The 24,161-nt window shown below is 60.5% G+C and carries 26 protein-coding genes and 1 riboswitch; of the genes, 1 reads left to right on the top strand and 25 read right to left on the bottom strand.

Annotated elements, in window-relative coordinates:
* Window positions 1-337: 337 nt before the first annotated feature.
* From ptsP to metZ, 5 genes are all read right to left on the bottom strand, one after another.
* Complete coding sequence (gene ptsP / locus ARCT_RS0115925) at window positions 338-2,578, bottom strand: phosphoenolpyruvate--protein phosphotransferase (protein ID WP_027240959.1); 2,241 nt, start codon at window positions 2,576-2,578, stop codon at window positions 338-340.
* Window positions 2,579-2,625: 47 nt separating this feature from the next.
* Window positions 2,626-3,864, bottom strand: a complete 1,239-nt coding sequence (locus ARCT_RS0115930; RefSeq protein ID WP_027240960.1) for an aspartate kinase — start codon at window positions 3,862-3,864, stop codon at window positions 2,626-2,628.
* A 157-nt stretch (window positions 3,865-4,021) separates the two neighbouring features.
* The gene (locus tag ARCT_RS0115935) at window positions 4,022-5,470 is read right to left on the bottom strand and encodes a TrkH family potassium uptake protein (RefSeq protein ID WP_027240961.1); all 1,449 of its coding nucleotides are present in this window, start codon (window positions 5,468-5,470) and stop codon (window positions 4,022-4,024) included.
* A 146-nt stretch (window positions 5,471-5,616) separates the two neighbouring features.
* Window positions 5,617-6,720: a GTP cyclohydrolase FolE2 gene (folE2, locus tag ARCT_RS0115940; RefSeq protein WP_027240962.1), complete on the bottom strand. Its 1,104-nt coding sequence runs from the start codon at window positions 6,718-6,720 to the stop codon at window positions 5,617-5,619.
* Window positions 6,721-6,880: 160 nt separating this feature from the next.
* On the bottom strand, window positions 6,881-8,071 hold the full coding sequence (metZ, locus tag ARCT_RS0115945) for an O-succinylhomoserine sulfhydrylase (protein WP_027240963.1): 1,191 nt from the start codon (window positions 8,069-8,071) through the stop codon (window positions 6,881-6,883).
* Between the two features lie 59 nt (window positions 8,072-8,130).
* Window positions 8,131-8,209, bottom strand: a riboswitch (SAM riboswitch).
* A gap of 166 nt (window positions 8,210-8,375) precedes the next feature.
* On the opposite strand from metZ, the gene ARCT_RS0115950 reads away from it, so the two are divergent.
* Window positions 8,376-9,449, top strand: coding sequence for a site-specific integrase (locus ARCT_RS0115950; protein ID WP_027240964.1), 1,074 nt, complete (start codon window positions 8,376-8,378; stop codon window positions 9,447-9,449).
* Window positions 9,450-9,464: 15 nt separating this feature from the next.
* Here the strand turns inward: ARCT_RS0115950 and ARCT_RS0115955 are convergent, their stop codons facing one another.
* From ARCT_RS0115955 to ARCT_RS0116055, 20 genes are all read right to left on the bottom strand, one after another.
* The gene (locus tag ARCT_RS0115955; protein WP_027240965.1) at window positions 9,465-9,896 is read right to left on the bottom strand and encodes a hypothetical protein; all 432 of its coding nucleotides are present in this window, start codon (window positions 9,894-9,896) and stop codon (window positions 9,465-9,467) included.
* Window positions 9,893-11,332 carry a hypothetical protein gene (locus tag ARCT_RS0115960; RefSeq protein ID WP_027240966.1) on the bottom strand — a complete coding sequence of 480 codons (1,440 nt, stop codon included), beginning with the start codon at window positions 11,330-11,332 and terminating at the stop codon, window positions 9,893-9,895. Before ARCT_RS0115960 ends, ARCT_RS0115955 begins: the two co-directional genes overlap by 4 nt.
* Window positions 11,332-11,595, bottom strand: coding sequence for a spike base protein, RCAP_Rcc01079 family (locus ARCT_RS0115965; RefSeq protein ID WP_027240967.1), 264 nt, complete (start codon window positions 11,593-11,595; stop codon window positions 11,332-11,334). The genes ARCT_RS0115960 and ARCT_RS0115965 overlap by 1 nt, the downstream gene beginning before the upstream one ends.
* Before the next feature lie 29 nt (window positions 11,596-11,624).
* Window positions 11,625-11,813 carry a hypothetical protein gene (locus ARCT_RS26305; protein WP_154665377.1) on the bottom strand — a complete coding sequence of 63 codons (189 nt, stop codon included), beginning with the start codon at window positions 11,811-11,813 and terminating at the stop codon, window positions 11,625-11,627.
* A gap of 4 nt (window positions 11,814-11,817) precedes the next feature.
* On the bottom strand, window positions 11,818-12,165 hold the full coding sequence (locus ARCT_RS0115975; protein WP_154665378.1) for a hypothetical protein: 348 nt from the start codon (window positions 12,163-12,165) through the stop codon (window positions 11,818-11,820).
* Window positions 12,162-12,887, bottom strand: a complete 726-nt coding sequence (locus ARCT_RS26310; RefSeq protein WP_036785027.1) for a lysozyme — start codon at window positions 12,885-12,887, stop codon at window positions 12,162-12,164. The genes ARCT_RS0115975 and ARCT_RS26310 overlap by 4 nt, the downstream gene beginning before the upstream one ends.
* 77 nt (window positions 12,888-12,964) lie before the next feature.
* Window positions 12,965-13,279 carry a phage holin family protein gene (locus ARCT_RS0115985; protein WP_027240970.1) on the bottom strand — a complete coding sequence of 105 codons (315 nt, stop codon included), beginning with the start codon at window positions 13,277-13,279 and terminating at the stop codon, window positions 12,965-12,967.
* Window positions 13,279-13,713: a hypothetical protein gene (locus ARCT_RS0115990; protein WP_027240971.1), complete on the bottom strand. Its 435-nt coding sequence runs from the start codon at window positions 13,711-13,713 to the stop codon at window positions 13,279-13,281. The genes ARCT_RS0115985 and ARCT_RS0115990 overlap by 1 nt, the downstream gene beginning before the upstream one ends.
* A 4-nt stretch (window positions 13,714-13,717) precedes the next feature.
* Entirely contained in the window at window positions 13,718-14,059 is a 342-nt protein-coding gene (locus ARCT_RS26315; RefSeq protein ID WP_036785030.1) for a hypothetical protein, read from the bottom strand.
* Between the two features lie 12 nt (window positions 14,060-14,071).
* Entirely contained in the window at window positions 14,072-14,581 is a 510-nt protein-coding gene (locus ARCT_RS28415) for a hypothetical protein (protein WP_027240972.1), read from the bottom strand.
* A 12-nt stretch (window positions 14,582-14,593) separates the two neighbouring features.
* Entirely contained in the window at window positions 14,594-15,505 is a 912-nt protein-coding gene (locus ARCT_RS27190; RefSeq protein ID WP_051360809.1) for a hypothetical protein, read from the bottom strand.
* A complete protein-coding gene (locus tag ARCT_RS27195; RefSeq protein WP_027240974.1) occupies window positions 15,505-20,676 on the bottom strand; it encodes a hypothetical protein in 5,172 nt (1,723 codons plus the stop codon). The genes ARCT_RS27190 and ARCT_RS27195 overlap by 1 nt, the downstream gene beginning before the upstream one ends.
* Window positions 20,677-20,982, bottom strand: coding sequence for a hypothetical protein (locus ARCT_RS26330; RefSeq protein WP_036785033.1), 306 nt, complete (start codon window positions 20,980-20,982; stop codon window positions 20,677-20,679). It abuts the gene before it with no gap.
* A gap of 11 nt (window positions 20,983-20,993) precedes the next feature.
* Window positions 20,994-21,380: a hypothetical protein gene (locus ARCT_RS0116025; RefSeq protein ID WP_027240975.1), complete on the bottom strand. Its 387-nt coding sequence runs from the start codon at window positions 21,378-21,380 to the stop codon at window positions 20,994-20,996.
* Window positions 21,377-21,817, bottom strand: coding sequence for a phage tail protein (locus tag ARCT_RS0116030; protein WP_027240976.1), 441 nt, complete (start codon window positions 21,815-21,817; stop codon window positions 21,377-21,379). Before ARCT_RS0116030 ends, ARCT_RS0116025 begins: the two co-directional genes overlap by 4 nt.
* A 53-nt stretch (window positions 21,818-21,870) precedes the next feature.
* Complete coding sequence (locus tag ARCT_RS0116035) at window positions 21,871-22,233, bottom strand: hypothetical protein (protein ID WP_027240977.1); 363 nt, start codon at window positions 22,231-22,233, stop codon at window positions 21,871-21,873.
* On the bottom strand, window positions 22,230-22,715 hold the full coding sequence (locus tag ARCT_RS0116040; protein ID WP_027240978.1) for a hypothetical protein: 486 nt from the start codon (window positions 22,713-22,715) through the stop codon (window positions 22,230-22,232). The genes ARCT_RS0116035 and ARCT_RS0116040 overlap by 4 nt, the downstream gene beginning before the upstream one ends.
* A gap of 1 nt (window position 22,716) precedes the next feature.
* Window positions 22,717-23,052, bottom strand: a complete 336-nt coding sequence (locus tag ARCT_RS26335; protein ID WP_051360810.1) for a phage head closure protein — start codon at window positions 23,050-23,052, stop codon at window positions 22,717-22,719.
* The gene (locus ARCT_RS0116050; protein ID WP_027240979.1) at window positions 23,052-23,627 is read right to left on the bottom strand and encodes a head-tail connector protein; all 576 of its coding nucleotides are present in this window, start codon (window positions 23,625-23,627) and stop codon (window positions 23,052-23,054) included. The genes ARCT_RS26335 and ARCT_RS0116050 overlap by 1 nt, the downstream gene beginning before the upstream one ends.
* A gap of 12 nt (window positions 23,628-23,639) precedes the next feature.
* Entirely contained in the window at window positions 23,640-24,092 is a 453-nt protein-coding gene (locus tag ARCT_RS0116055) for a hypothetical protein (RefSeq protein ID WP_027240980.1), read from the bottom strand.
* Window positions 24,093-24,161 lie beyond the last annotated feature (69 nt).

Genomic DNA, 24,161 nt, shown 5'->3' on the forward strand with positions numbered 1-24,161 from the left:
CGCCTAACTCCCCGGACGGGCCTTCTCCGGGTCGACAATTTCCCGCAACAGAGCTGCAATCCCACGCGCAAGGCTTCAAAACATCGTAAACAGGCCAAAAATATTGAATAAATGTAATTTTCTTGGCGAAACTACCAGAAAAACCGCAATGTAGTACGATTATTTGAAACGTGGCATTCCACAAAATCAGGTAAAATCTTAGGTTTCCAGCAATTATACCGGCCTGAAGGTCACCCCCTGCGGCGCGCCCCCTGCGCCACGAAAAGACCAATTGCCGCCCGGCACGTGGACACGAGATGCGCGAAGGATGACATTTCAATACGGACGGGGTAGCGCGTCAGGTTTCGCGCAGATAGCGCATCACGGACTCGCGTGCGGATTGATCACCACGCTGTTGAGACTCGAGGATCACCTGCCTCATTTTGGCAAGATCAACACGCATTAACAAAGACTTAACAGGCCCAATTGAAGCAGGTCGCATTGAAAGCGTACGCATCCCCATTGCCGCAAGACAGGCCGCCTCAACCGGGCGCCCGGCATCTTCACCACAAAAACTGAGCGGAGTTTTTGAGATGGAACAGCGCTCGACGATTTGTTCCATAAAGCTGAGAAAGCTCACATTCAGGCTGTCATACCGCTTGCGGACGCGCTCATTCTCACGGTCTGCGGCAAAGAAAAACTGTTTCAGATCGTTGCCGCCGATCGAAATAAAGTCGACCTCATCAAAGAACTTTTGCGGTGCAAAAGCCAGCGAGGGCGTTTCGAGCATGGCGCCAATCTCCAGGCTTTCAGGCAGCGCATGTCCCAGGATGCGTTCCCGTTCAAGTGTCTTGTTCACCTCGTTGCGTGCGGCACGAAACTCCTCGGCCTGCGCCACAAAGGGGAACATCACTGTCAGCGGGCGTCCCTCGGCCGCGCGCATAAGGGCCTGCAACTGCATCCGCATGATGCCCGGCTTGTCCAGGCCAACCCGAATAGCACGCCAGCCCAGGGCCGGGTTGGGCTCGTCATTTGGTTTCATATAGGGCAGGACTTTGTCTGAGCCGATATCCAAGGTTCGAAAGACGACGCGCTTGCCCTGCGCTGCATCCAGGACCCGTTTATACAGTACCACCAGTTCAGACCGGCGCGGCATCTGGTTGCGCACCAGGAACTGCAGCTCGGTACGGAACAGGCCAACCCCCTCGGCACCGGAGCTCTCCAGCGAGGGGAGATCGGCCATCAGGCCCGCATTCATCACCAGGTCGATCTTGTGCCCATCCAGCGTCACCGCCGGTTTGTCACGGATCGAGACATAGCGTTTCTGCGCCTGGGCCAGCATGGCGATCTTGTCACGAAAGGCGCTCACGACACTGTCGTCGGGACGCAGATGCACCACGCCCTGCTCCCCGTCCACCATGATATGGTCGCCGTTCAGGGCCTCATTGGTGATGCGTTTGGCATTCACCACCAGTGGAATTGCCAGGGCCCGGGCCACGATGGCCGCGTGCGAGCCAACCGAGCCCTCTTCAAGCACGATACCTTTGAGATTACGGCCATATTCCAGCAGTTCCGCCGGGCCGATATTGCGCGCAATCAAAATGGGATCATCCGGCAGATCGGCGCCGGTTTCGGCCCCCTGCCCGGTTAAAATACGCAGCAGACGATTGGACAGGTCGTCCAGATCGCTGAGCCGCTCGCGCAGGTAGGCATCCTGCACCTGCGACAGCCGGGACCGCGCCTGCGACTGCTCTTTTTCCACTGCGGCCTCAGCGCTCAGCCCACGGGAGATATCCTCTTCCATGCGCCGCATCCAGCCCTTGGAATTGGCAAACATGCGATAAGCCTCAAGAACTTGCAGCTGCTCCTTATCGCCGTTTTGCGAGATCTCAAGCATCTTGTCGACACCAACGCGCAGCTGCTCAACCGCCTCATTGAGACGCACCAGTTCTTTCTCCGGGTCATCCGCAATGGGGTTGGTCACCAGCACGCGGGGCTCATGCAGCCAGACATGGCCCTCAGCCGCGCCCTCCTGCGCTGCCGTCCCTGGTAACAAAACCGGCTGTTGATGCAGCGGCGACAGGCCGGACTCTTCGCCCACAAAGGCGCCAAGCTCGGTCATCTCGGCGATGACCATGGCAACAACTTCCAGGGCATAGACCGCATCGGCGGAAAACTCGCGCGCCTCTTTGGACTGTACAACCAAAACGCCCAGCATTTCACCAAGCCGTTGAATCGGAATACCTAGAAAGGAAGAGAACCGCTCTTCGCCGGTTTCCGGCATATAGCGAAAGCCCTTGGAGCTGGGCGCATCGGGGGTGTTGATTACCTTGCCGAACTTGGCCACCCGCCCCACCAGGCCCTCGCCAATACGCATCCGGGTCTGGTGAACGGATTCAACATTCAGGCCTTCACTGGCACAAAGTTCCAGGGTCTCATCATCGCGAAACAGATAGACCGAGCAGACCTCGGTACCCATGCTGTCGCCTATGAGATGGGTGATCTTGTCCAGACGGGCCTGGCCAGGGTTGTCCCCGGCCATGGCCTCGCGCAAGCGGCCAAGCAGCTTGCGGCTTTCAGATTCAGTAGAGTCGACCATGGGTCCTGTTCACATATTCTTTTGTTGTGGCAGGCAATCCAAAGGTATCAGGCTGCCTTGTCCAATTCAAAAGCATCATGCAGTGCTTGGACTGCAAGTTCCATGTATTTTCGGTCGACAAGTACGGAAATCTTAATCTCTGAGGTTGTAATGACCTTGATATTGATCCCCTCATCCGAGAGCACCTTGAACATTTTGGCCGCCACTCCAGATTGCGAGCGCATTCCAATGCCCACAACCGACACCTTGGCAACCTCGGTATCGGCAACCAGTTCGGCGTAGTTCAGATCACCTGCTTCCCGGATGCCCAGCAGCGCCTTTTCAGCACGGGTCACCTGATCGGTGGGGCAGGAAAAGGTCATATCGGTGCGGCCATCTTCCGAAATGTTCTGCACGATCATATCGACATTCACCCCACCTTCAGACAGGGCGTTAAAGATGATCGCCGCAATGCCTGGGCGGTCGGCAACCGACATCAGGGTCATCTTGGCTTCGTCGCGGGAATAGGCCACACCGGCCACAATATTGGATTCCATGATTTCCTCCTCGTCGCAGACCAGCGTGCCGGCCTCGTCGGATTGTTCTTCAAAACTAGAGAGAACGCGCAGTTTCACCTTATAGCGCATGGCCAGTTCAACCGAACGGGTCTGCAGCACCTTGGCCCCCAGCGAGGCCAGTTCCAGCATTTCTTCAAAGGCGATCTTGTCAAGCTTGCGCGCCTTGCCACAGATGCGCGGATCGGTGGTGTAGACCCCGTCCACATCGGTGTAGATATCGCAGCGCTCGGCTTCAAAAGCGGCGGCAAAGGCAACAGCAGTGGTATCAGATCCACCGCGCCCCAGCGTGGTGATGCGGCCCTCAGGGCTAATGCCCTGGAACCCGGCAACCACGGCCACCCGCATGCCTTCGCCAAACTTGGCATTGATGTTATCCGTCGGGATTTCTTCGATCCGCGCCTGGCTATGGGCGCTGGTGGTTTTCAACGGCACCTGCCAGCCCTGCCAGCTACGCGCGGGCACATCCATTTCCTGCAGCGTCAGCGCCATCAGCCCGGCGGTGACGTTTTCACCAGAGGATACCACCGCGTCATATTCACGGGCATCAAACATCGGCGAAGTCTCATTGACCCAGCCAACCATTTCATTGGTCTTACCGGACATGGCAGAGACAATGACGATAACGTCATAGCCCTTGGCCACTTCGACGCCAACGCGTTTGGCTGCGCGCCGGATCCGGTCGAGGTTGGCGACCGAAGTGCCGCCGAATTTCATTACTAGAACGGGCATGGGCAAAAGTCTCCGTGCGCTCGCTGTTTCCGATCACTGCCTCATAGGCGGTCAGGGTTTCAAGGGCAAGGCTGCGTATTGTAGCGATACAAGCCCCCAGCCCGGGTCGCGCCCCGTTTCTGGCGATCAGGTCACAAAAATGGCAACGATATCAGACTCAAGCGCGCCAGAACCGCAGCGTCAAAATGGCATAGACTGCCATCAGCTCCAGCCGCCCGATCAGCATGGCGCAGCTGAGGATCCATTTGGCCGCGTCATTGAGCGATGAGAAATTTCCTGCGGGGCCGATGGTCTCCCCCAGCCCCGGCCCCACATTGGCCACCGCCGTGGCAGCGCCGGAAATCGCGGTGACAAAGTCCAATCCCGTAAGCGCCAGCGCCCAGGCCACGATGCCCATGGTCACAATAAAGAACATGAAAAAGGAAATCACCGAGGTCAAAACATCCTGGCCCACAGCGCGGCCGTCAAACCGGGGCACAAAGATCCCATGCGGCGAGCGGATCCGCTGGATCTGCACCCGGATCGAGGCAAAGAGCAGCTGGTAGCGAAAGATCTTGACCGAACAGGCGGTAGAGCCCGCACAGCCGCCAATCAACCCGATAAAGAAGAACACCATAATGAGGAAATTGCCCCATTCCATATAGTCGACACTGGCATAACCTGTGCCAGAAATAATGGAGGTGATATTGAACAAAGCCTCCCGGACGGCCTGTTCGGGATGATGGGGAAAGATCGTGATCAGAACGCCCGATGTTACCACGACAAGAACAACAATCGTTCCGAGAAACGCGCGTATCTGGCTATCGCGAAACAAAGGTGTCGCCTTGCCATTGACCAATTGCACATACCGCACAAATGGCATGGCAGCAAAGATCATAAATATGGATGCCGCGTATTCGGCCGGCCCCGAAAAGGTCCCAAAAGAGGCATCATAGTTGGAAAATCCCCCCGTGGACATGGTGGTCATCGCATGCACAAGCGCATCAAAGAACCCCATGCCCAAGATCAGGTAGACCACCATGCAGGTTATCGTGAGCCCTAGGTAGATCAGGGAGATCTGTTTGGCGATAGCCTGCGCACGTGGGAGAATTTTCCCCATAGTGTCAAAGGCTTCCGACCTAAATATCTGCATACCGCCAACGCGCAATTCAGGCAGGAAGACCATGGCGACAACAATAATCCCGATCCCCCCCAGCCATTGCAGGATCCCGCGCCACAGCAGCAGCCCCTTTGGCAGGTCGTCCAATCCCGAAATCACTGTTGAGCCGGTGGTGGTCATGCCAGACATGGCCTCAAAAAACGCATCCGTAAAGCTGAGTTCCGTCGCCCCCAACATCAGGGGCAAGGCGCCAAAAATCGGCAGCGCCCCCCAGACAGTGGTGGTCAGCAAAAAGGTCTGCTGGATGCTCAACCCACGACCATTTCCACTGCCGCAGCTCAGCGCCAAAAGCGCCCCGGCCAGCATGGTAATGATGCCACTTTCCAAAAACACGGGCCATTCGCCCCGCCCCTCGATGAGGTCGGCGAGAAAGGGAAACACCATCATGGCGCCAAGGATCAAAACCAGAAGGCCGATCACATATCCAATGGGTCGAAAATCCAACATAGGCGCGAGCGTTGGCCCTCTTGGCGGAAACTGTCAAGCCAAAGCCCGCGCGCAGCGCTGGTGACGTGCTCGACAAACAACGGTTTGTGTCAGCTCCGCCGGATGGGCTTTCAGCCCGCCAGTCAGCCAACCTGTCAAGCGACCTGTCAGCCTTGGTGAATCAAGGTGGAAAACAGCTGCGGATCCAGGCTTTTGTTGGCAAAAAGCGGGCCTTGGGTCAGGATGCTGATGGCATCATGGCTGTGCAGGCTTTCCTGATGGCTGGCAACGATGCGGAAATCCTTGATTCGGGCATCCTCTTGCAAGGCCTCGCAGAACAGCCGCGCCGCATCCTCGACAAAGATCGGATTAGAGGCGTTCAGCTCGGCAAAGGCCTGTTCATCCTCGCGCTTGACCATCACCTGCGTCTCGGTTGGCACCGCCCTGCGGCAATGTTCAATCAGATCCTCAAACCAGAGACATTCGCCCTCGGGGTCCGTTGCAACCGAAATCCGTGCCACCGAGCGCTGCGAATGCGGCGTGGCCAGTTGCCCCCGCGACTGGCGCGCATGTTCACTCAGCTCCAGCGAACAAGGGCAGGTCGAGGAATAGACATAGTCCAGATGCATCACCTTGTGGCGCAGCCCCTCAGACTGCACCAGCTCCAGCGCGATGTCGTAATACTGATAGCCAGACAGGCCAGAGCGCAGACTTTCAATCCGCACCGGGAAGGAAAACCGCATCTGTAGCCGCGCATCCATGCTTTCCAGATCCCTAAGGTAATCGCTCAGCGCTGCCTCCATCACCTCAAAACTAAAGGTTTTTTCCGCGTGCTTGTAAAAGGACCGCATGATCCGGGACATGTTGATGCCCTTTTTGTCGGCCTCCAGGCTGACGGACCCGGTGATGCTGGTCTCCAATGTTTGATCGCCGCCATCGCGGCTATGGAACCGGATCGGCAGACGGAAATTCGATATACCGACGTGCTGTATCTGTTCCTTGGCGCCGCGAATGAGGCTGGCAGGCCCGTTTTGCAGATCCGGCAGGGTGGCGCGGTAGGCTTCGTCGGACACAAAATCTGCCGGGTAGTTGCGCGACAGCTCAGGGTAGTTGCCCACTTCACGTCCCGGCAACAGGCGTGCAACAGCCGGATCCAGCTGCGCCACCTCGGTGGGGTTTGCAGATTCGGCCCACTGCCGCAGCAGGGCCAGAGCCGCTTCGGCAGCTTGACGATCGGGGGCCTCGGACAGATCACGCGTGGGAATATTCATGGCAATACGCACTCCGGTAGCGCCGCCCTGCAGGGGCCGCGTTCAACTGTTTAGACCTTTACGGCGCAAAACTCAAAACGGATCAGTCAAATACGTCAGGTTTGACCCCGGATCGGACGAAAGCCTCCAATCCGGGGGTGCCTAAAGGTCAGAGCCGGCCTTAGCCCTGTGCCGCCGCAAGCGCCTGTTTCAGGTCCGCGATCAGGTCAGCACTGTCTTCCAGCCCCACTGAAAAGCGTACCAGACCGGGGGTGATTCCCAAGGCAGTCTTTTGGTCATCCGGCAGGCGCTGGTGAGTGGTGGTTGCCGGGTGGGTGGCAATGGATTTGGCATCCCCAAGGTTGTTGGAGATCACCGGAATCGTCAGTGCATTGAGGAAACGGAACGCCGCCGCCTTGCCACCTTTGAGATCCAGCGACAGCACCGTTCCGCCCTTGCCACCAAGTTGGCTTTGCACCAGCGCATGCTGCGCATGGGTCGCAAGCCCGGGGTAGATGGTGCGCTCCAGCGCCGCGTGACCGGCAAAAGCCTGCGCAATCAACAGCGCGCTTTCAGCCTGCGCCCTGACCCGCAGATCAATGGTTTCCAGGCCTTTGAGCAGGGTCCAGGCATTAAAGGGGCTGAGAGAGCCGCCAGTGTGTTTCATGTAGGGTTCCAAGGTGCCGCGAATATAGTCCTTGGTGCCCAGAACCACACCGCCCAGCACCCGGCCCTGGCCGTCGATATGCTTGGTAGCGGAGTAAACAACCACATCGGCGCCCTGCGCGATGGCCTTGGAAAACACCGGGGTCGAGAACACATTGTCCACCACCACCGTGGCGCCGACCTCATGTGCCAGCGCGGCAACCGCCGTGATGTCGATGACCTCCAATGTGGGGTTCGACATGCTTTCAAAAAACACTGCCTTGGTGTCAGGGCGCAGGGCCGCGCGCCACTGGTCCAGATCGGTGCCATCCACAAACGTCACCTCAACCCCAAAGCGGGCCAGGACATTTTCCAGAATGTACAGACAGGACCCAAACAGCGCCTTGGCAGAAACAACGTGATCGCCCGCCTTGAGCAGTGAGGTCAGCGCGCCGCTGACAGCCGCCATACCGGAAGCGGTTGCAAAGGCATCCTCCGCGCCTTCCAACAGCGCGATACGCTCTTCGAACATTGCCACGGTTGGGTTGCCATAGCGCGCATAGATGAACTCATCCGGGCCGGTTTCCAGGAACCGCGCCTCTGCCTGCTCGGCGCTGTCATAGACAAAGCCCTGGGTCAGGAAGATCGCTTCGCTCACTTCGTTGTATTGGCTGCGGCGGGTGCCGCCATGCACCAGTTTGGTGCGGTTGTTCCAAGTCTCGCTCATCTCAAATCCTCCGCGCTTTTCGCGCAACAAAAAACCCCCGTCCGGCCAAGCGAAAGGGGGTCCTTCACATCCTGACCTCTTTAGCGGAATATTTAACGTGGCCCGCAATCCGGTTACAAATCTACCACATTCAGGAAGATTATACCTGAAATTTCAACACATTAGCGCCAATTTTCCAACCAGATCAAGCCTAAAAGCTCGCATCTTTTCCGCATATTTACCAGCGTTTACGAGCATTCCATTTTGATGGTATGCCCCTAAGGCATACCTGAGCACTCAGGGCATACCAGACAGCAGGGGTACCATGGGAACGATTGCAGAGCGCAAGTTATCCAACGGACGCACCGCCTATAAGGCTCAGATTATTCTGAAACGCAAGGGTGAACCAACTTACAGAGAATCCCGGCAGTTTCCGCGCCGAGCCACGGCAAACGCTTGGATGCAGCGGCGCGAAAAGGAATTACGCCAACCCGGCGCCTTAGAAAAAGCCAGGGCGCCCCGGCCAACTCTATCTGACGCCATCAACAGGTATATTGACGACCACAAAAAGAGTTATGGGAAGTCAAAAGCCCAAGTCCTTGCAAAACTAGCACAAACCGATCTTGCCCAAATTGCTTGCGAAGAAGTCACCAGCCAGAAAATCGTGGACTTTGCGAGAGAGTTCGGACACAAACGCGCGGCATCCACAGTAGGGAACTACCTTACACACCTTTCCCCCGTCTTTAAGCTCGCCCGCCCCGCCTGGAACCTAGATCTTGACCCCGCCGCTATGGCGGATGCACTCGTTGTTTGCAAACAGCTCGGGATAATCTCTAAATCGAATCGCCGTAATAGACGCCCCACGCTAGATGAGCTGGACAAGCTACTAGCCCACTACGAAGACAGCGCCATACGGGGCCACATGCCCATGCACAAAATCATTGCTTTCGCGATATTCTCCACGCGCCGACAGGACGAGATTGTGCGGATCAAATGGGAGGACCTAGAACCAGAGAACAATCGAGTTTTGGTAAAGGACATGAAAAATCCGGGTGAAAAAATTGGCAATGATGTTTGGTGCGAACTTACCCCAGAGGCCATGAGGATCATCAACTCAATGCCTACCGGCCCTGCTGACGCTTCGATATTCCCCTACCGCGCCAACAACATTTCTGCGTCCTTCATTCGAACCTGCGCCCTTCTTGGCATCGTGGATCTTCGCTTTCATGATCTGCGGCATGAAGGCGTCACCCGACTATTTGAAATGGGCCGCACAATCCCGCTTGCGGCCAGCGTTTCTGGCCACCGCAGTTGGCAAAGCCTGCAGCGATACAGCCACATTAAAACGCCTGGTGACAAGTATGATGGGTGGCCTTGGCTAGATCGAGTATGCGGATAGGCTTCGCCAGCCAAATCACTCCGCCCAGACCCGGTGCGGGGTCTGCACCGCCTTGCCGTCGATCTGGCGCACCCCATGCAGCTCGTAGGCGCGCAGGGCGTCTGTGAGATGCACTGTTACCCCTTGCAGCGCCCAGGCGGCGCAGGTGAGCTGCCATAGCTCAAAGCCGTCCTCATCGCGCCCCAGCTGGTCGCGCGGGCCTAGGCGCCAGTTCACCAGATAGTCAGACCCCGGCGCGGGGTGGCCGATCCAGGAGCTGACACAGTTTGGCGCGTCCCGCAGGGTGCCGTCCTCATCTTGAACCAGCAGGTTTGAGGCCAGGGCCACCTGTTCAAGGATCTCGCGGCTGGGGGCCGAAACCATGACGTCGACCACCTCCAGCGCGCCGGTCATGGTGATTTTGGCAAAGGCTTCGAACTCGGTGCCATTCTTGTCCTGAAGGATCATGATGTTGCCCCTACCATTGCCGCACTCGGCAGGGCGTTGGGCCATAGCCGGAGGTCTTTGATTGTGGCGCTGCCCACCGGGAAGAGCTGCATTGGCGCCGCCAAAAGGGCAGCCATGCCACCGTGGGCGGTCTGCCCGGTGGACACCCCGTTGTAAAAGCCTTCGATGTGGGTGGCGTCCAGGACAAAAGCCAGCGCAAAGGCTTCCTCAGAGCCAAGGGCCATGGCGTCGTCTGCCCCCAGTACCTCAGTCAAAACGCCCCCGACCTTGCTGCGGAAACTTGGTTTGCCCGTATGCGCCCCGGCTGTTGAGACACAAAGGTCAATGAAATTGTCGGCGTCACTCTCCCACTGCAAGGGGATAGCGTTGCTGGAGCTCTCAGGTTCCTTCGCCCGCGTCATGGTCCCCGTCATCATGAAGGTCAGCGCCTCTGGCATGGTGACCACACGGGCAGAAAACCGACTGACAACTGCATTTGTCGGGGCAGTATCTGCATATACACCGATTGTGGAGGCGGCAGTGGTTGCCGGGATCAAGAACGAATATTTTCCCGCCGCCAAGGCGTAATTGTTTGCACCACCTATGGCGAACCTCAAAGCCCCCGAGGTCAAATCATCAACGTCAACTTCAAGAAGAATGGTATCCCCAGCCGTTGCCGGTGACCGGACGACAAACGAACGGTCATTCACCGCCACATCCTCAAAGATCAATTTGCCATCGGCAGCAGAAATACCACCGTCGGCAGTATTCCACACAGTCGCAAAAGACGGGTCAGGGTTCAGCTCGGGACCAAACACGCCAACAGCCCTGGCCAGTTCCACAGGGGCAATCTGCAGGCTCTCAGCGGCGGTAGAGACCTGCGCCGCTTCGGTGCTGATGTAGTCTGTGGCAAAGGGCCCGGCCTCAAGCTGGGCGGTTTGAACATCGCCCGAGACCGTCAGGGTTAGCGATCCTCCGCTGGGGGTGAAGGCCAGGCGGACGCTGTTCACCTCGCCAGTTCCCGCCCCGATCAGCGGCCCATCTGTTGCCGCACCAGAGAGGGTGACTGTTCCGGTTCCGGTGAAGCTCAGAACATGTTCCACCGCCGCAACTGTTACCACCTGCGTCGACAGGGCGTCACTGTTCAGCAGCAGGTTTGTCCGCACCTCAGAACAGACAGCCAGCCCGGCAGGCACCAGCTTGCCGCCCTGCCAGATGTGGTGCCCCCTGCGCGGCTCCCCCGCCAGCGCCTTGACCCAATGCCCCAGGGCGTTCAGCTTCCAGGCCGCTGACAGCCGCGCAAAGTCGAACAGCCCGCCAAAGGTGACGGCGCGGCCATCAAGCCCATAGACCCCGGCAGAATAATCCGCGACCACAGCGGGAGCCTTGCCGCCGATATTATAGCGCGCCAGCGGTAGGGCCTGCCCCGCGCCGATGCCCAAACCGAGCCCCAGCATCAGAGCCAGCCTGCAACTGTCGCGGTGGTCCCGGTGGCCTCGACGCCGATTGCCGAAATCTGCAGTGTTTCGCCTGCTGAAACCGCATAGGTGATCACCACGCCATTGACGTCCCGAATGGCGACATCGCCCGAGGTGAGAACCCGCAAGACGCGGGGCCGCAGCGGCAGGTCGACACCATCGGCCGGCACAATGGCAAAATGCTCTGTGGCGGGGCTGGTCAAGCTGCGGCTCAGCGCGGCAAAAGGATCAGTCTGGGGCATGGTTTGGCCTCGTAATTTAATGTGAGTTTTCAGCCCTCGTGCGGGCTGGATGGATTCAGAATGTCAGCCACGGTGGCCAGCTTGCCATTGGCGCAGGACCGCCCCCGCGCCTCGGCAATCAGGGCATCCGAGATCTGGCCCTCAGATTGCGGCAGCGGGCCGGTGTATCCGGCGCAGGGCTGCAGCAGATCGGCCGGCACATTTGGTGGCGGTATCACCACCTCACTGGCTGGTTGAGAACAACCGGCCAGCAGTAGCGGCAAGCAAAGGGGATAAAGGCGCATCGCGGCCCTCCATCTGTTGCAGATCATTGGAAAGCGCCACCCAGGCGCGCGCCTCATCGGCGGCGCGGTCCAGGTGGGCGCGGTGAATGCGGGCGGTCTCGGCAGCCTGCTGCAGGCTGGCCTGTGCCGTTGCCAGATCCGCTTGCGTAGCCGCCAGCTCGGCCCGCAGGTGGGTGCGGTCCTGGAAGGCATCCGCCACAGTCCAGACCACCCCGGCCAGCACGGACACCAGGGCAAGCCCTGGCAGATTGCGCAGCACCCAACCCCATATCCTAACCGGGATCATGCCGCCTCTTTTAGCGCCTGATGGCACATGGCGCGCTCGGCGCCGCGCCGGTTGCCCAGCCCCGGTATGATCCGCCCGCCTGCCCTGTTCCAGCGCGGCAGCTCATTGCAGGCGCCTGTCAGATCCCCGGCATTGGCGCGGCGCACCAGGGTAGATTTGCAGGCGGCCCCTGCCCCGACGTTGTAGGTCCAGCTGACCAGGGCGATCTTCATGCCGACCGGCACCTGGTGTTTCAGGCATTTGTCCAGCGCCACCTCATAGGCGACGATCTCACGCGCCAGCATGGCGTCGCACTCAGCCTTGCTGTAGCGATCACCGGGCTGCACCCCCTTGGTTTCGCCATAGCAGACCGTCCAGACGTTAACTACATCGCGGTAGGCTTGCGTCCGCAGCCCCTCCCACTGGCCAATGAAGCCAATGGCCGTGCTCATGGCGATCCCGCTGCCCGCGATCAGCCCAACCGTGCGCCGCCGCACGGCGCCGCCCGTCTCCCGGCGGAAGGCAGCAAGGCTGGACAAGCCGTTCTGGAGCACCAGCCGCGCCGGGATCGCCAGCGCCTGGCATGTGGCCGAGGCCATGGCAAAATACAGCGGATCCCAGCCGAGCATGCCGGGTTGGACCAGGGCCAGAAAATATCCGCCCAGCAGAACCAGGCTCGCCAAAATGAGCCGGACAGACCAGGACTTGCCGAGAGTGGGGCGCCAGTTTGAGATCAGTTTCATATGATGTCTCCAATGCAAAAGACCCCGCCAGCGGCAGGGTTGGGTTCAGGTTTTGGATTTTGGGTTTTGTGGTAGTTTTACGGCTTGGTACGCATCAGCCATTTGGTCAGCATCACCTCAGCCCCGCGCGGGCCGCTCCAGCCCGCCAGCGCCACGATGCCGGTGGTCACGGTTGGACCTACACCCATGTAGCTGGCAATGGCCTCGCCAATGATGGCCATGCCAATGGCCACCGGGATTTCCCAGAGCAGCTCCGGGCCAAAGAAACGCCGCCGACCTTTGCGCACCTCGCCGGAATGCCACATCAAACGGCCTATGGTGGCCCCGACCAGCGTGGTGGCAGCACCACCCAGCAGGTTCGACATCCAGTCGATCAGCCCCGGCTCAGGCATCACCCCGCCCCCAGAGTGTTCAGCGCCGCATCAAGCGCCACCAGGGCGGCCTGCACCTGCGCAGGCGTTGTCGCGACCTCAATTGCCGCGCGGGTTTTGCGCCGCAGACCGGCCAGCTGTGCCGCGATGTCGGCGTAGCTCTCAGCCATCGCGACAATCGCTGCTGCCAGATCCGCAACCGCCTCGCCAGTAATGTCCGCCTCGGCCTGCAGCATTGCCAGCTGATCGGCGCTGGCCGCATCCGCCAGACAGGCCCGCGCCGCCACGGCCTTGGTGGCCCAGCTGTCGCGTTCCGCCTGGGGCACCTGGCCTGTGATTTCCGAGGCCGCCGCTGCGAGCTGCTGCAGCGCCCGCGCCAGGCCGTCAGCCTTGGCCTGCGCCAGGGCTTGGGCAGCGTGGGTTTCTGCGGTGGTGATCGTGAGCAAGAATGTCATGGGCCTATGCCTCCGGCGTGGCAGGTTTGCGAATGATGGGATCGGGCACGGCCCCGGCGACAACGCTCAGAACCGGCGCCGCTGTTGGCTGGTGCGCCTCGGCTGTGGCTGCGTCATAGCGCCAGCGCAGCGACAGGCTCAGCACGCCGCCACTGCGCCTGATGCGCCCCACGAAAGGATGATCACCCTTGGGCTCAGCAAAGCCGCCCTCGGGCACGGCGGAGAGATCATAATCCACCCCGTCAACCGTGAGCGTGTCGCCTGCAACGCTGGCGGAGGTTTCAGGTTGGCCGGGAAGACCAGGCAGACTGGGCAGACTGGCGCTGCAGATAAAAGTGATATGCATGGGAGCGTTCCTTTAGAACCAGCGGCCAGTGGCTGTCATGTGAAGTAAAACGGTATCGGAGGCACCAAAGCCCGTGGCGCCGATCTGGTTGCGCAGGCCCAGGTGGCCCACAGAAGCAGTTGCAACATCCACGAAGACCTGCCCAAGCTCATTTCTTGTGGGCGTCAGGTTTGCAGTCGCGCTGTCGTTGTCGACACTCCCCTCCAAAACCAGCCCAGTGACGGTGCTGAAGGCCGCGGGGAATGCCCAAATCCCAAACATAAGATCCGGCACCGAATAACTCAGCTCGACCAGATGGGTGCAGATCTGAGTGCCATCAGGGAAGCGCACATAGGCGCCATTGGCATTGCTGCCCCTTATGACCCCGGCGCCGCTGTCCAGGTAGCTGCGCCAGTCTTCCATGAAGCCGACAAAATCATCGGTGGCCCATTTGAACAGAGCAAACATCTTGGCGTCAAAATCTGCCTCTGGCGCAGAGCGTGACGGAATATCCGGCAAAGCCGGGGCAATGGGTGCTGCCATGGTTGCGCACTCCTATTTGATGGTTTTGAGAACAAGGGTGAAGATTGAATCGCCAGCCGCATCCAGCGGCTGCGTGTGGTCATCGACAAAGCCAAGGCCCTCGATGCCGTAGTTTGGTGCGTATTCGCTGGAGCCATAAAAGGCGGTCACCAGACCATCCACCTCGGCCACCAGATCCATCACACGCGGCGCCTGCACCGTCGGCACCCGCAAAGGCACCGTCACCTTGCGGGTGGAGCCGCGCTTGATCAGCAGCTCATCGCCAAACTGGTCAAACTCCTTGCGGCTGTGGCTGACATGGCCGACCTCGGCGCCATCCATGATACTGCCCAGAATATGGTTGCGGCCCAGCACGATATGGCCAACCTCGGCCACCGCACCCGGTGCGGAGATGGTGATATCGATCTGATGACCGATATAGCCGGGAAAGCCGTTCAGCACCTTCTGGCGCGCATAAAAAATGCCGCCAAAGAAATAGGTGTACATGCTGACCACATGGCCGGTGTCTGCCAGCACAAAGGTCTGATCATAAATCAGGGTGCCGCCGTCGCGCACCTCGATCTGCACCGCCCCCGCCGTGAGGCCAAACAGCGAGATCGCATCGCAGTCCCGCGTTGGCACAATGGAATAGGTGATCTCATCGGCGCGGCTGGCCTTGTTTGAGCGGCGATTGTCAAAGGCCGACCAGCGCCGGGTGGCAAGCCGCAGATCCAGCCACCAGCTGCCAGCATCCGAGACCGGGTCATGACCCAGATTGCCGGGCTGCACGCTCTCATAGATGCGGTGGGTCACCAGCGATATCACCCGATCCCCCAGGGCATAGGTGACGCCCACATCCCAGACCGGATGATCATCCTCGGCAATATTGGAGCCCACCAGCTCAACATCCGTGACCGGCATCGGCGCAATAATATTGAAGTCCATCACGCCACCTCTTTGGGCAAGCCCGCATCGTTCCAGTTTTCAACGACACGGGCGATTGTCTTGATCAGCAGTTCCACCTTCTGGCCCTGCACCCCGGCCTGGCGCGCCAGGTTATCAACGCTCTCCACCACCCGGCGATTGTCCAGCATGGCCCTGGAATCGGAATGGCTGATCACCCGGCTGGATCCGGTATTCTCCAGCTCCCAGCCGCGCTCCCCAACCACACGCCAGCCCCCGGCATGCACACCGCCAGCGGCAAACTGCGGCACCCCGCCCAGATCGCGGATCTGTTCGCGCAAGCGCGCCAGTCTGGATTTCTTCTCGGTTGTTGAGCGGTTCACCCGCCGCATCACCTCGCCATAGGAGGCCGATCCCAGCTGTTCCTGCAGCGCCGCCTTGAAGGCCGCGAGATTGGCTGCGGTGCCGCCGTAATAATCAAAGGAGGAGGTCAGATAGCCGTTTGGCCCCAGGCCAACGCTTTGATCCTGCCCCACCAGAGAGATGCCGTATTGCCGCCGCAGCGCCTCGAATGTAGCCAGGGTGCCCTCTGACTGGCTCTTCTGTTGCCCGGCGATCTCCACCCCTTCGGTCTGCAACCCAACAAGTTTGAGCTGGCCTTTGCGTTGATCCACATCTTCCTGCACCGCATCCCGCAGCGCGCTCAGCATGGTCTGCAAGGCGCTCAGAGGGGCCGTCAGCCCGCTGGTCGAAGCCACCAGATCGCTGAACACGCTGTCAGCGGTCAGGGTGACGCCACCGTCAAAGGTGAGATTGCCGCCCGTGCTGCCGATCAGATCCTGCAGCTCGGTCAGCCGGCCAATGGCGGCATTGCCCTCCTCGGTCAGGGCAACATTCACCTGGCGCGACAGCGTTGCGGCCTGTGTCAGCAACAAAGCGCGCGTCTCCCCATCCAGATCCTGCACCAGCTTCAGCCGCATATCGCGCCGGATCTCTGCATCGGTGCTCAGCGCCAGCCGCCGGGTCTCGACATCAAGATCCTGCCCCAACATCAGATCCAGCGTTGCCACATGTTCCGACAGGGCATTGGTGGCGATCCAGCGATCCGCCGCTGTCAGATCATCGCGGCGAATGACAAAATCCAGCGTTGTCTGGATCCCCGTCCCGGCGTTCTCCACCAGGTGGCGCAGCCAGAACGGCGCGGTGTCATCCAGCGCCACCGCCACATCAAGACGCCCCACCAGATCATCATAGGAGAAGGCCTCAGCATCCTTGATCGCATCCTCCAGCGCCCCCAATGACGACTGGAACGCCTCCACCGTGCCATCCCAATCCGCATGCAGCGCCTGCACCCCGTCGCTCAGCTCGCCAACCTGATCACTGGTCAGGCCTTTCAGTTGCAGGAAGTTACCCAGATCAGTCAGCACCTCGATCTGCTGTTTATACAGCGCTTCCAGCACCTCCTCATTGCCGCTTTCCAGCTCAGAGACCCCGGCGACAAAGTTCAGCTTGCCCTGCACCAGGGCGGCAAGACGGCGATACTCCAATGAGGATCTGGCTGTCCCCTGTGCCGATTGCAGATAGTCCCGCGCCAGACCGGACAGGCTCGCCGCCGCCTCCTGATCGCCGCCGCGCGCCGCCTCATAGGCCTCCTCAAACCGGCGCCGCTGGGCTGCCGCCGCCTGCTCGCGGCTGGCACCGCCCAGCTCGGAGGTGCCCAGTCCAGACAGATAGTCCCGCAGGCTCTCCGCCGTGCGCGCCCAGAGCGTGGCCGCAGCCCGTGCATCCGCCGCCATATCGCGCGCGGTTTCGATCTGCAGGCCAATCTCTCCGCCAATCTCATCCAGCATGCCCGCCATCGACAGGGTGAAGCTGTCCACCTGCGGCAACACCTGATCCATTGCCCCCGACATCTGCAACAGGCTGGCGTAAAGTTTCCGCCCGTGTTCAGTGGTGAGATCCAGGCTCTCGACCAGCTCCCGGAACCCGGCCCGGCTTTCTGGCATCGCGACGCCAATATCGTCAAAGCGCTCCCGCAGGCGGCGCAGGATGGTTTCGGTCTGCTCGCCTTCGGAATAAAACCCGGCAAAATAGCTGTTGGCCGCCGCACTCAACCCCTCGGCACCGCCAAAGAGATCCACCAGCGCCGAGGCATTATCGCCGCCCGTCAGGGACATATCAAAGCTCTGATGCCCCAGCAGATCCGCCACATCATTGAAGGCCAGCAGACTGCCCGATAGCCGCGCCATCGTCTCCAGCGCGTTTTCTCCGGCGCGGCTGAACGCATCCGTGCCCAGGATCAGCTCGGCCATGGCATTGCCAGTGGCCTCGATCTGCTCCTGCAGCGCTTGCTGGATCTCTTCCTGGGTTTTGCCATTGATCCAAAGGGTGAAGCCCTCGCCGGTGAAGCCTTCCAGCGCATCCGTGCTCAGCCCCAGGGTTTCCGCCATATCCGTCAGGCCCGTGGTCAGCCCGGCCATGCTGTCATCCAGCATCTCTTCGAACTCAGCCTCCAGCGGTTTGTAGTAGGTCCGGTTGGAGCGCAGAAAGCCGCCTTTGTAAAAATCAAACTGGCCGCCATTGAAGCCCTCAGCGTCAAAGCTGCCGCGAATGCCGGTGCCGACGTATTTGCGGCTCAGCCCCTTGGCCAGCAGCGCAATCACGCCCACAATAATCCCGAGTGCCGGCAGGGCCGCGCCAATTGCGCCCCAGCCGCCCGTGGCCCCCGAGAGCAACCCGCCGATATTGGCAAAGCTGGAGCCAAGACCACCCCCAGACAAGACCCCCAAGAAGCCCGATCCAACCCCCGACAGTGCACTGCCTGCGCCGGTCAGTTTCAGCAAGCCACCGGCCCCATTCAGCAAACCTCCCAGGCCGCCCCCCAGGCCGCCACCGCCACCGCCGCCACCAAGGGCCGCGCCAACACCACCACCGCCACCAAGGTTCAGACCGCCAAGCCCCAGAATGCCCGAGATCGAGGCCACCACCGGCAGCACAATCCTGGAATTGGCAAACTGATAGGCAATATCCTTGAGCATGCCCTTGATGGTGTCGCTCAGGCTGCCGCCCTCAAAGGCGGTGCGGGTGATGTTTTCGGCCCAACGCTCCTGTTGATCCCGCACCCGGTCCAGCGCGGCATCGACCCGGTCCAGCTCAATCACCTGATCCGCCAGCGCCTCGATCTGCGCCTTGCCAAGGCCCGCACCTTCCTTGCCAAGTTTCTGCTGAACCGCGCGCACCGCCTCCAGTTTCCGACGCTGCTCATCGGTCAGCCCCACCAGGGCGCGCCGCTCGCGGATCTCTTTTTGCAGAGCCGCCACCGCGCTCTTGCTGGCCGCGCCACCGGCAGAACTCACCTTGTTCAGGGCTGTGATCTGCGCGCGGTATTCGCCGCTCAGGCGCTGGTTTTCCTCAAACAGGCGCACCTGCTGATTGATCCCCTCTTCCACGTTGCGGCGCTGGCCGTCGTGCATCTCTTCCAACGGCGGCAGGGCCGCGACCAGCTCGGCGCGGTACTTGGCAACATTCGCCGCCGCCTCGCCGCCACCGCTTGCCAATACGGCCATGCCAGCCTTCAGCCCCGCAATATTGGCCTGCGCCCCCGCCAATGCCCCAGGCAGGCCAGAGAGATAGCCGCGCAGAGCCGCCGCCTGCCCCGCAGCGCCGCCAAGCCCCTGCGCCAGTTGACCAGCCGCCACTGTGCCGCGATCGGTCAGAGTGACATTCTCAGAAGTAATTCCGTTCAGCTCATTCCAGCGCCGCTGGAGCTCAGCAAGATTGGCTTGGATCTGCTGCAGGTTGGCCCGCTCTTCCTCGGTCAGATGATTCTGGCTGCGCACCCCTTCTAGCAAACGCTGCTGTTCAACCAGGAGCGCCGCAAGGCTCTGCTCGGTCTCTTCATAAGAAGCCCGAAGACGGGCAGGCATTTGCTCCAGATCATCCCCTGGCGTCCGCATCGCCGCCAAGGCCTGCTGATATTGTCCCATCGACTCCAGCAGCTTGTAATAACCAAGCGCCTCCAGCTCCTTTTCCTGCCGCTCACGCACCAGTTCTGCGGTCACCGCGCGGCGCGCCGCCGCCTCTGCCATCTTTGCTTCAATTGCAGCCAGTGTGACCGGCCCGCCTTTGCGCAGGGCATCTGACAGCCGCGCGGTTGCGTGGATCTGATCGCCCATCGCAATGGTCACATTATCCATTGCGATCTCATGGGCCTCTGCAAAGGAGACTGCCCCAGATGCGCTACCGGCAAGCGCCGTGCTTGCAACCGTCAACGCCGCGAACCCAGCCACCACCAGACCAACCGGGGAGACCAGAGACGCCACCACCCCAACCAGCGGCGCGGCAACTTTCAAAACCAAGCCCAGGCCGATCGCGACAGGCCCGATGGCAGCGGTCAACGCTGCCCCCTTGGCAATCATCCCCTTGGTGCCATCGGACAGATTGGTAAACCACTCCGCTGCGCTGGCCGCCTTGTCGCTCAGCTCTTCCAGAAACGGCGCCAGCGCCACCGTCAGCTGGTTGGCCATGCCACGACCAACAACACCCATGCGCGACAGCGCGTCATTGGTGCGCTCGATCTGGTCCGCATCCACCTCGGAGACCGCAACGCCAAAGCGCATCACGTCCTCAGTCGCCAGACGCAGAGCGCTGCTATCGATGCGGGTAAAGATCAGCCCGGCCCGGCTGCCAAACAGCTCAGAGGCCACCGCGCCCCGCTCTGCCTCTGGCACAAATTGCGCGATGGCGCCCTGGATCCTGGCCAGACGCTCATCCAGCGGCAGCCGCTGCAGGGCCTCAGCACTGAGATGCAGCCGGTCCAGCGCCTTCACCGCAGGGCCACTGCCCGCCGCCGCCTGGCTGAGCCGCTTGGTCAGCTGGATGGTGGCCTGCTCAACCTCCCCAATTGACACCCCCGACAGATCCGCCGCCCGCTCCAGCACCTGCATCGACTGCACTGTAGTCCCCAGCGACTGCGCCATCTTGGCCTGGGCATCGACAATTTTGAGACTGGATTTCACCGCAAGTGCCGCCGCGCCCACCATCGGCACAGTGAGGCCAAGCGCCAGCCGACGCCCCTGGCGCTCAACCGTATTGCCTAAGCGCACCATGCGCCGCTCGACATTGCCCATGGCCGCAATGCCACGCTTGGCACCGCTTTCAAAGGCAGTGGATTCCAGCGACAACAGCCCCCGGAGCGAACCAATAATGGCCATCTATTTTCCCTTTTTGCTTTGAAAGTGCAGCGCCATCAGACCCGCGCGCAGCTTGTCCAGATCCTGCGCTCTATCCCGGCTTGCCGGTTTTGCAGGCTCCGCCGCCCTGGTGAAGTCCGGCATTTTTTTGGGATCATGGAAGGCAAACTGCACCAGAATGCCCAGTTCCTGATTAAGCACCCGCCAGGCTTTGAACTCCTGATCCTTGGCCTCGATCCTGCCGGTGGTGATCAGATCGTATTCCCGCAGGGTGACCTCCCAGAAGTCGCCGTGGTGCAGGCCCAGCCCGCACCACGTCGAGAACATCGCCTCCCAGTCTACGCCTCTGCGGCGGCACTGCCCTTTCCCGGCGCCGCCTCGCCTGCCTCGCTGGTCTCATCAACCTGGCCGTCCTCATCAGCCGCGGATTTGACGTCAAAGGCGGCGCCAATGGCCTGCGCAACCAGCGGGACCAACTTGCGAACCCCGCCCGCCTGGTCGATCAGGTCCAGGGCCTGGTCGGGGTCGATGCCCTTGCCATCATTGAGCCCCGCCCCCAAAGCCGAGGCCATAAGGGTCACGCCCCCGGCGCCGGTGATCAGCTGATCCAGCAGGGTGTCAAAAGACTGACCGCCGTTTTCCGCTTCAATGCGGATCAGGGCACGGGTCGAGAACTTCAGCTTGAGGGTCTTTTTCCCCAGCTTCATACTTGCGCTGCGGATCATACGACTGGATCCCCTTTGGTCCATCCAACCACACCCGTCGGGCGCAGTTTGAGATCGGTCATCAAATCGCCATCCACGTCCACAGACGGAATAGACGGGTTCACGAAGGCCTTGTAATCAAAGGCATCCCCGGTGAGCTGCTCGCCTTCAACAGCGGGCAGATCCACCTTGAAGAAGATCACCTTGCCCTTGCGGGCCAGCGCCTGCTCATAGAGATCTGCCGAGTAAAAACAGCTCAGCGTCAGCTCGCCCGTATCGGTCAGGCCGACGCCGTATTCCTTGTTGCGGCCGGGGCTGTCCAGCGAGGTCCGGTCCCGGTATTCCGGGCTTTCCTCGGGGATGCCAACTGTTTTGCACCCCTTGATCACCTCCCAGGCAACCCCGTCTTCAGACCACTGCACATCGCACAGATCGCCCGGAATGACATTTTCTGCCATTGGCTTATTCCTTTCAGATTGTCAGAGTATTCAGCCGGTCACCCGGCCATTATTCAGGTGCGGTAGCGCACCTGGAGATCCAGCATTTGACGCCGGACCACTTCCCCGCCGGTCTCGGAGGACCCGTCCCGGCGCGAGAGTTCCTTGCAGCGGATCACCGACCCGCTGCGATAACCTGTCAAAAGGTGGGACACTGCAGGCCCCAGCGAGATCAGCTCGCCGTAAGACAGGGCATCGATATTCACCTGCACCCGCGCGGTTTCCACATCTGCCCGGCCCCGCAGCGCGTAGCGCGTCACCGTGCCAACCCGGCGCAGGCTGACCCGGGGAAAGCCCACGTCGCTGTCAAACAGGCCCCAGACAACGGGAACCCCAAGGGTCTTGAGCAGGTCTTTCAACTCGCGTTCCAGGCTCATTTGCCAGCCCTCAAAGCCTTGCGCCGCGCCCGCTCCAGCGTCTTGTCGATATCCTTGCGGATCTCCAGCCCAAGCGCCTGCAGCATCCCCGGCGCATAGAGATCCCAGGCAGGCCGCAGGAAGGGATTGGCTGGCATCTCGCCGGTAAATTTGCCGGAGGATTTATGGTAGCGCGGCGCGGTGCCATCCTCATAAAGATGCGCATGCGGGGAATGACTGCCATCCACCTGCACCGGCCCCACATACATCGCCACCCGATTGCGCCCCTGATCTCCGCGCGCGCCCCGTTTCTGCCCCTTGTCCAGCTTGCTGGTCACGGCAACTTTGAACTTGCCGCCCGCCATGGTTTCAGCCGTTGCTGCTACCGGCTTCAAAACCTTTTTGAGAGCGCGCCGACCAGAGGCTTTCGACTGCCCCCGCGTGAGCTGCACCAGGGCGCGCTCAATATCGCCAGAACCTTCAATCCGCAGTTTTGCAACCATATCAGCCCCCTGCTTTCTTCAGACGCCAGGCGGTGATCTCCAAGCCACGGCGGCGACCAATTTCCTTGATCCCGGTAATGTGCCAATCCGTACCGTCGAAACGCAGCCTGTTTTCACCATCTACACCCGCAAGGCCCGGATGCCACCGGACAACAAAGCGCGCGTCGGCCTTCTGCTGGACAGCAGCCGCTTGAAGGCGCTCACCATCAGAGACAGGCGTATAGCTGGCCCATGCTTTCCGGCCTTCCTGCCACTCCGTTGCCACCATTTCCCCTGCGTCATTTTCCTCAACAACAGCGGTCAGAAAGGTGACCTTTCGGTCAAGCCGAAGCCCCATCACGCCACCTCACATGGGCGACGATAGCGCGCCTGTTTTAGCAGCCGATGCACCCCGAAAGACATGCGTGGCGCATCCTCATTCTCGATCGAGATCCCGGCCTCAAACCATTCCTTGGCCAGCAGAATAATCGCCTGTCGCAAACGGGAAATTGTCTGCACATCGGCACCGCCAACCCGCGCTTGCACCCGCAGCAGATCCCCACTTGCCGATCGCCCGCCCCAGGCATCGCTAAGAACAAGCTGGGGTTCATCATGTGCCTGTTGCACCCAAGCCCCCTGCAAGGGCTGATCAACCCAGCCCCCAGCCCCATCATCAAGCGCTAGGCCAACCAGCTCCTGCACCGGCAGAATAGGGAACCACCAGCGATGCCAGCCGCCCCGCGTAACGTTAAACTCAACCAGACGCGGGGTAAGCGGGCAACCGGTGGCCGTGGCGACTGCGGCCTCCGCCGACTGCAAAGCAAGGTGCAACGCAGCCTCTTCATCAGGATCATCCACCAGAAAGTGGATCGACCTCTTGAAGTCATCCAAGACCACGCCCGGCTGAATAGGATTCTCATCAATCACCCGCATATCCCGCGCCCCTTACGCTTTGGCGCCCTGTTTGGGCGGCGCGCCCGGTGCCTTTTCTTTTGGGCCAGGATCGGAATCGACCTGCTCAATTGATTCCCCACCAGCATCAAGCGCCGCCTGCAGCTCACGCTCACGCTCAATCAGGGCCGCCTCACGGGCCACCAGATCCTGCTCACGTGTATCAAGGCCGGACAAGCCAACAGCCAGATCCCGCTCGCGGCGTTCAACGCTCGCCAATTGGTCCGCCATATTCAATCCAGCCAGGGCCAGTTCCTGGCGTTCACGGTCCAGCAGATTAATGTCTTCACTGGTCACAACCGCCGCTTGCTTCACCGGGCCAACCAGCCGCGCGACCGGGGCCTTGCCGCTGCAGAGTTGCTCTGCCTTCGCCTTATCAAAACCAGCGGTTTCGCCTTTGTTGTACCGGGAATACCCGGTCAGGAATTTCACCAAAACACGTGTCATTTCACGTCTCCGAATCTAAAGAATAGAAAAGGGCGACCTCATGGCCGCCCCGTAGTTGCTGCGCTAGCC

Source organism: Pseudophaeobacter arcticus DSM 23566 (assembly GCF_000473205.1).
GTDB lineage: Bacteria > Pseudomonadota > Alphaproteobacteria > Rhodobacterales > Rhodobacteraceae > Pseudophaeobacter > Pseudophaeobacter arcticus.

Bases quoted from the DNA above. Each gene is read 5' to 3' on its own strand.
- ptsP (WP_027240959.1), bottom strand. From the start codon at position 2,578: ATGGTCGACTCTACTGAATCTGAAAGCCGCAAGCTGCTTGGCCGCTTG.
- ARCT_RS0115930 (WP_027240960.1), bottom strand. From the start codon at position 3,864: ATGCCCGTTCTAGTAATGAAATTCGGCGGCACTTCGGTCGCCAACCTC.
- ARCT_RS0115935 (WP_027240961.1), bottom strand. From the start codon at position 5,470: ATGTTGGATTTTCGACCCATTGGATATGTGATCGGCCTTCTGGTTTTG.
- folE2 (WP_027240962.1), bottom strand. From the start codon at position 6,720: ATGAATATTCCCACGCGTGATCTGTCCGAGGCCCCCGATCGTCAAGCT.
- metZ (WP_027240963.1), bottom strand. From the start codon at position 8,071: ATGAGCGAGACTTGGAACAACCGCACCAAACTGGTGCATGGCGGCACC.
- ARCT_RS0115950 (WP_027240964.1), top strand. From the start codon at position 8,376: ATGGGAACGATTGCAGAGCGCAAGTTATCCAACGGACGCACCGCCTAT.
- ARCT_RS0115955 (WP_027240965.1), bottom strand. From the start codon at position 9,896: ATGATCCTTCAGGACAAGAATGGCACCGAGTTCGAAGCCTTTGCCAAA.
- ARCT_RS0115960 (WP_027240966.1), bottom strand. From the start codon at position 11,332: ATGCTGGGGCTCGGTTTGGGCATCGGCGCGGGGCAGGCCCTACCGCTG.
- ARCT_RS0115965 (WP_027240967.1), bottom strand. From the start codon at position 11,595: ATGCCCCAGACTGATCCTTTTGCCGCGCTGAGCCGCAGCTTGACCAGC.
- ARCT_RS0115975 (WP_154665378.1), bottom strand. From the start codon at position 12,165: ATGATCCCGGTTAGGATATGGGGTTGGGTGCTGCGCAATCTGCCAGGG.
- ARCT_RS26310 (WP_036785027.1), bottom strand. From the start codon at position 12,887: ATGAAACTGATCTCAAACTGGCGCCCCACTCTCGGCAAGTCCTGGTCT.
- ARCT_RS0115985 (WP_027240970.1), bottom strand. From the start codon at position 13,279: ATGCCTGAGCCGGGGCTGATCGACTGGATGTCGAACCTGCTGGGTGGT.
- ARCT_RS0115990 (WP_027240971.1), bottom strand. From the start codon at position 13,713: ATGACATTCTTGCTCACGATCACCACCGCAGAAACCCACGCTGCCCAA.
- ARCT_RS26315 (WP_036785030.1), bottom strand. From the start codon at position 14,059: ATGCATATCACTTTTATCTGCAGCGCCAGTCTGCCCAGTCTGCCTGGT.
- ARCT_RS28415 (WP_027240972.1), bottom strand. From the start codon at position 14,581: ATGGCAGCACCCATTGCCCCGGCTTTGCCGGATATTCCGTCACGCTCT.
- ARCT_RS27190 (WP_051360809.1), bottom strand. From the start codon at position 15,505: ATGGACTTCAATATTATTGCGCCGATGCCGGTCACGGATGTTGAGCTG.
- ARCT_RS27195 (WP_027240974.1), bottom strand. From the start codon at position 20,676: ATGGCCATTATTGGTTCGCTCCGGGGGCTGTTGTCGCTGGAATCCACT.
- ARCT_RS26330 (WP_036785033.1), bottom strand. From the start codon at position 20,982: ATGTTCTCGACGTGGTGCGGGCTGGGCCTGCACCACGGCGACTTCTGG.
- ARCT_RS0116025 (WP_027240975.1), bottom strand. From the start codon at position 21,380: ATGATCCGCAGCGCAAGTATGAAGCTGGGGAAAAAGACCCTCAAGCTG.
- ARCT_RS0116030 (WP_027240976.1), bottom strand. From the start codon at position 21,817: ATGGCAGAAAATGTCATTCCGGGCGATCTGTGCGATGTGCAGTGGTCT.
- ARCT_RS0116035 (WP_027240977.1), bottom strand. From the start codon at position 22,233: ATGAGCCTGGAACGCGAGTTGAAAGACCTGCTCAAGACCCTTGGGGTT.
- ARCT_RS0116040 (WP_027240978.1), bottom strand. From the start codon at position 22,715: ATGGTTGCAAAACTGCGGATTGAAGGTTCTGGCGATATTGAGCGCGCC.
- ARCT_RS26335 (WP_051360810.1), bottom strand. From the start codon at position 23,052: ATGGGGCTTCGGCTTGACCGAAAGGTCACCTTTCTGACCGCTGTTGTT.
- ARCT_RS0116050 (WP_027240979.1), bottom strand. From the start codon at position 23,627: ATGCGGGTGATTGATGAGAATCCTATTCAGCCGGGCGTGGTCTTGGAT.
- ARCT_RS0116055 (WP_027240980.1), bottom strand. From the start codon at position 24,092: ATGACACGTGTTTTGGTGAAATTCCTGACCGGGTATTCCCGGTACAAC.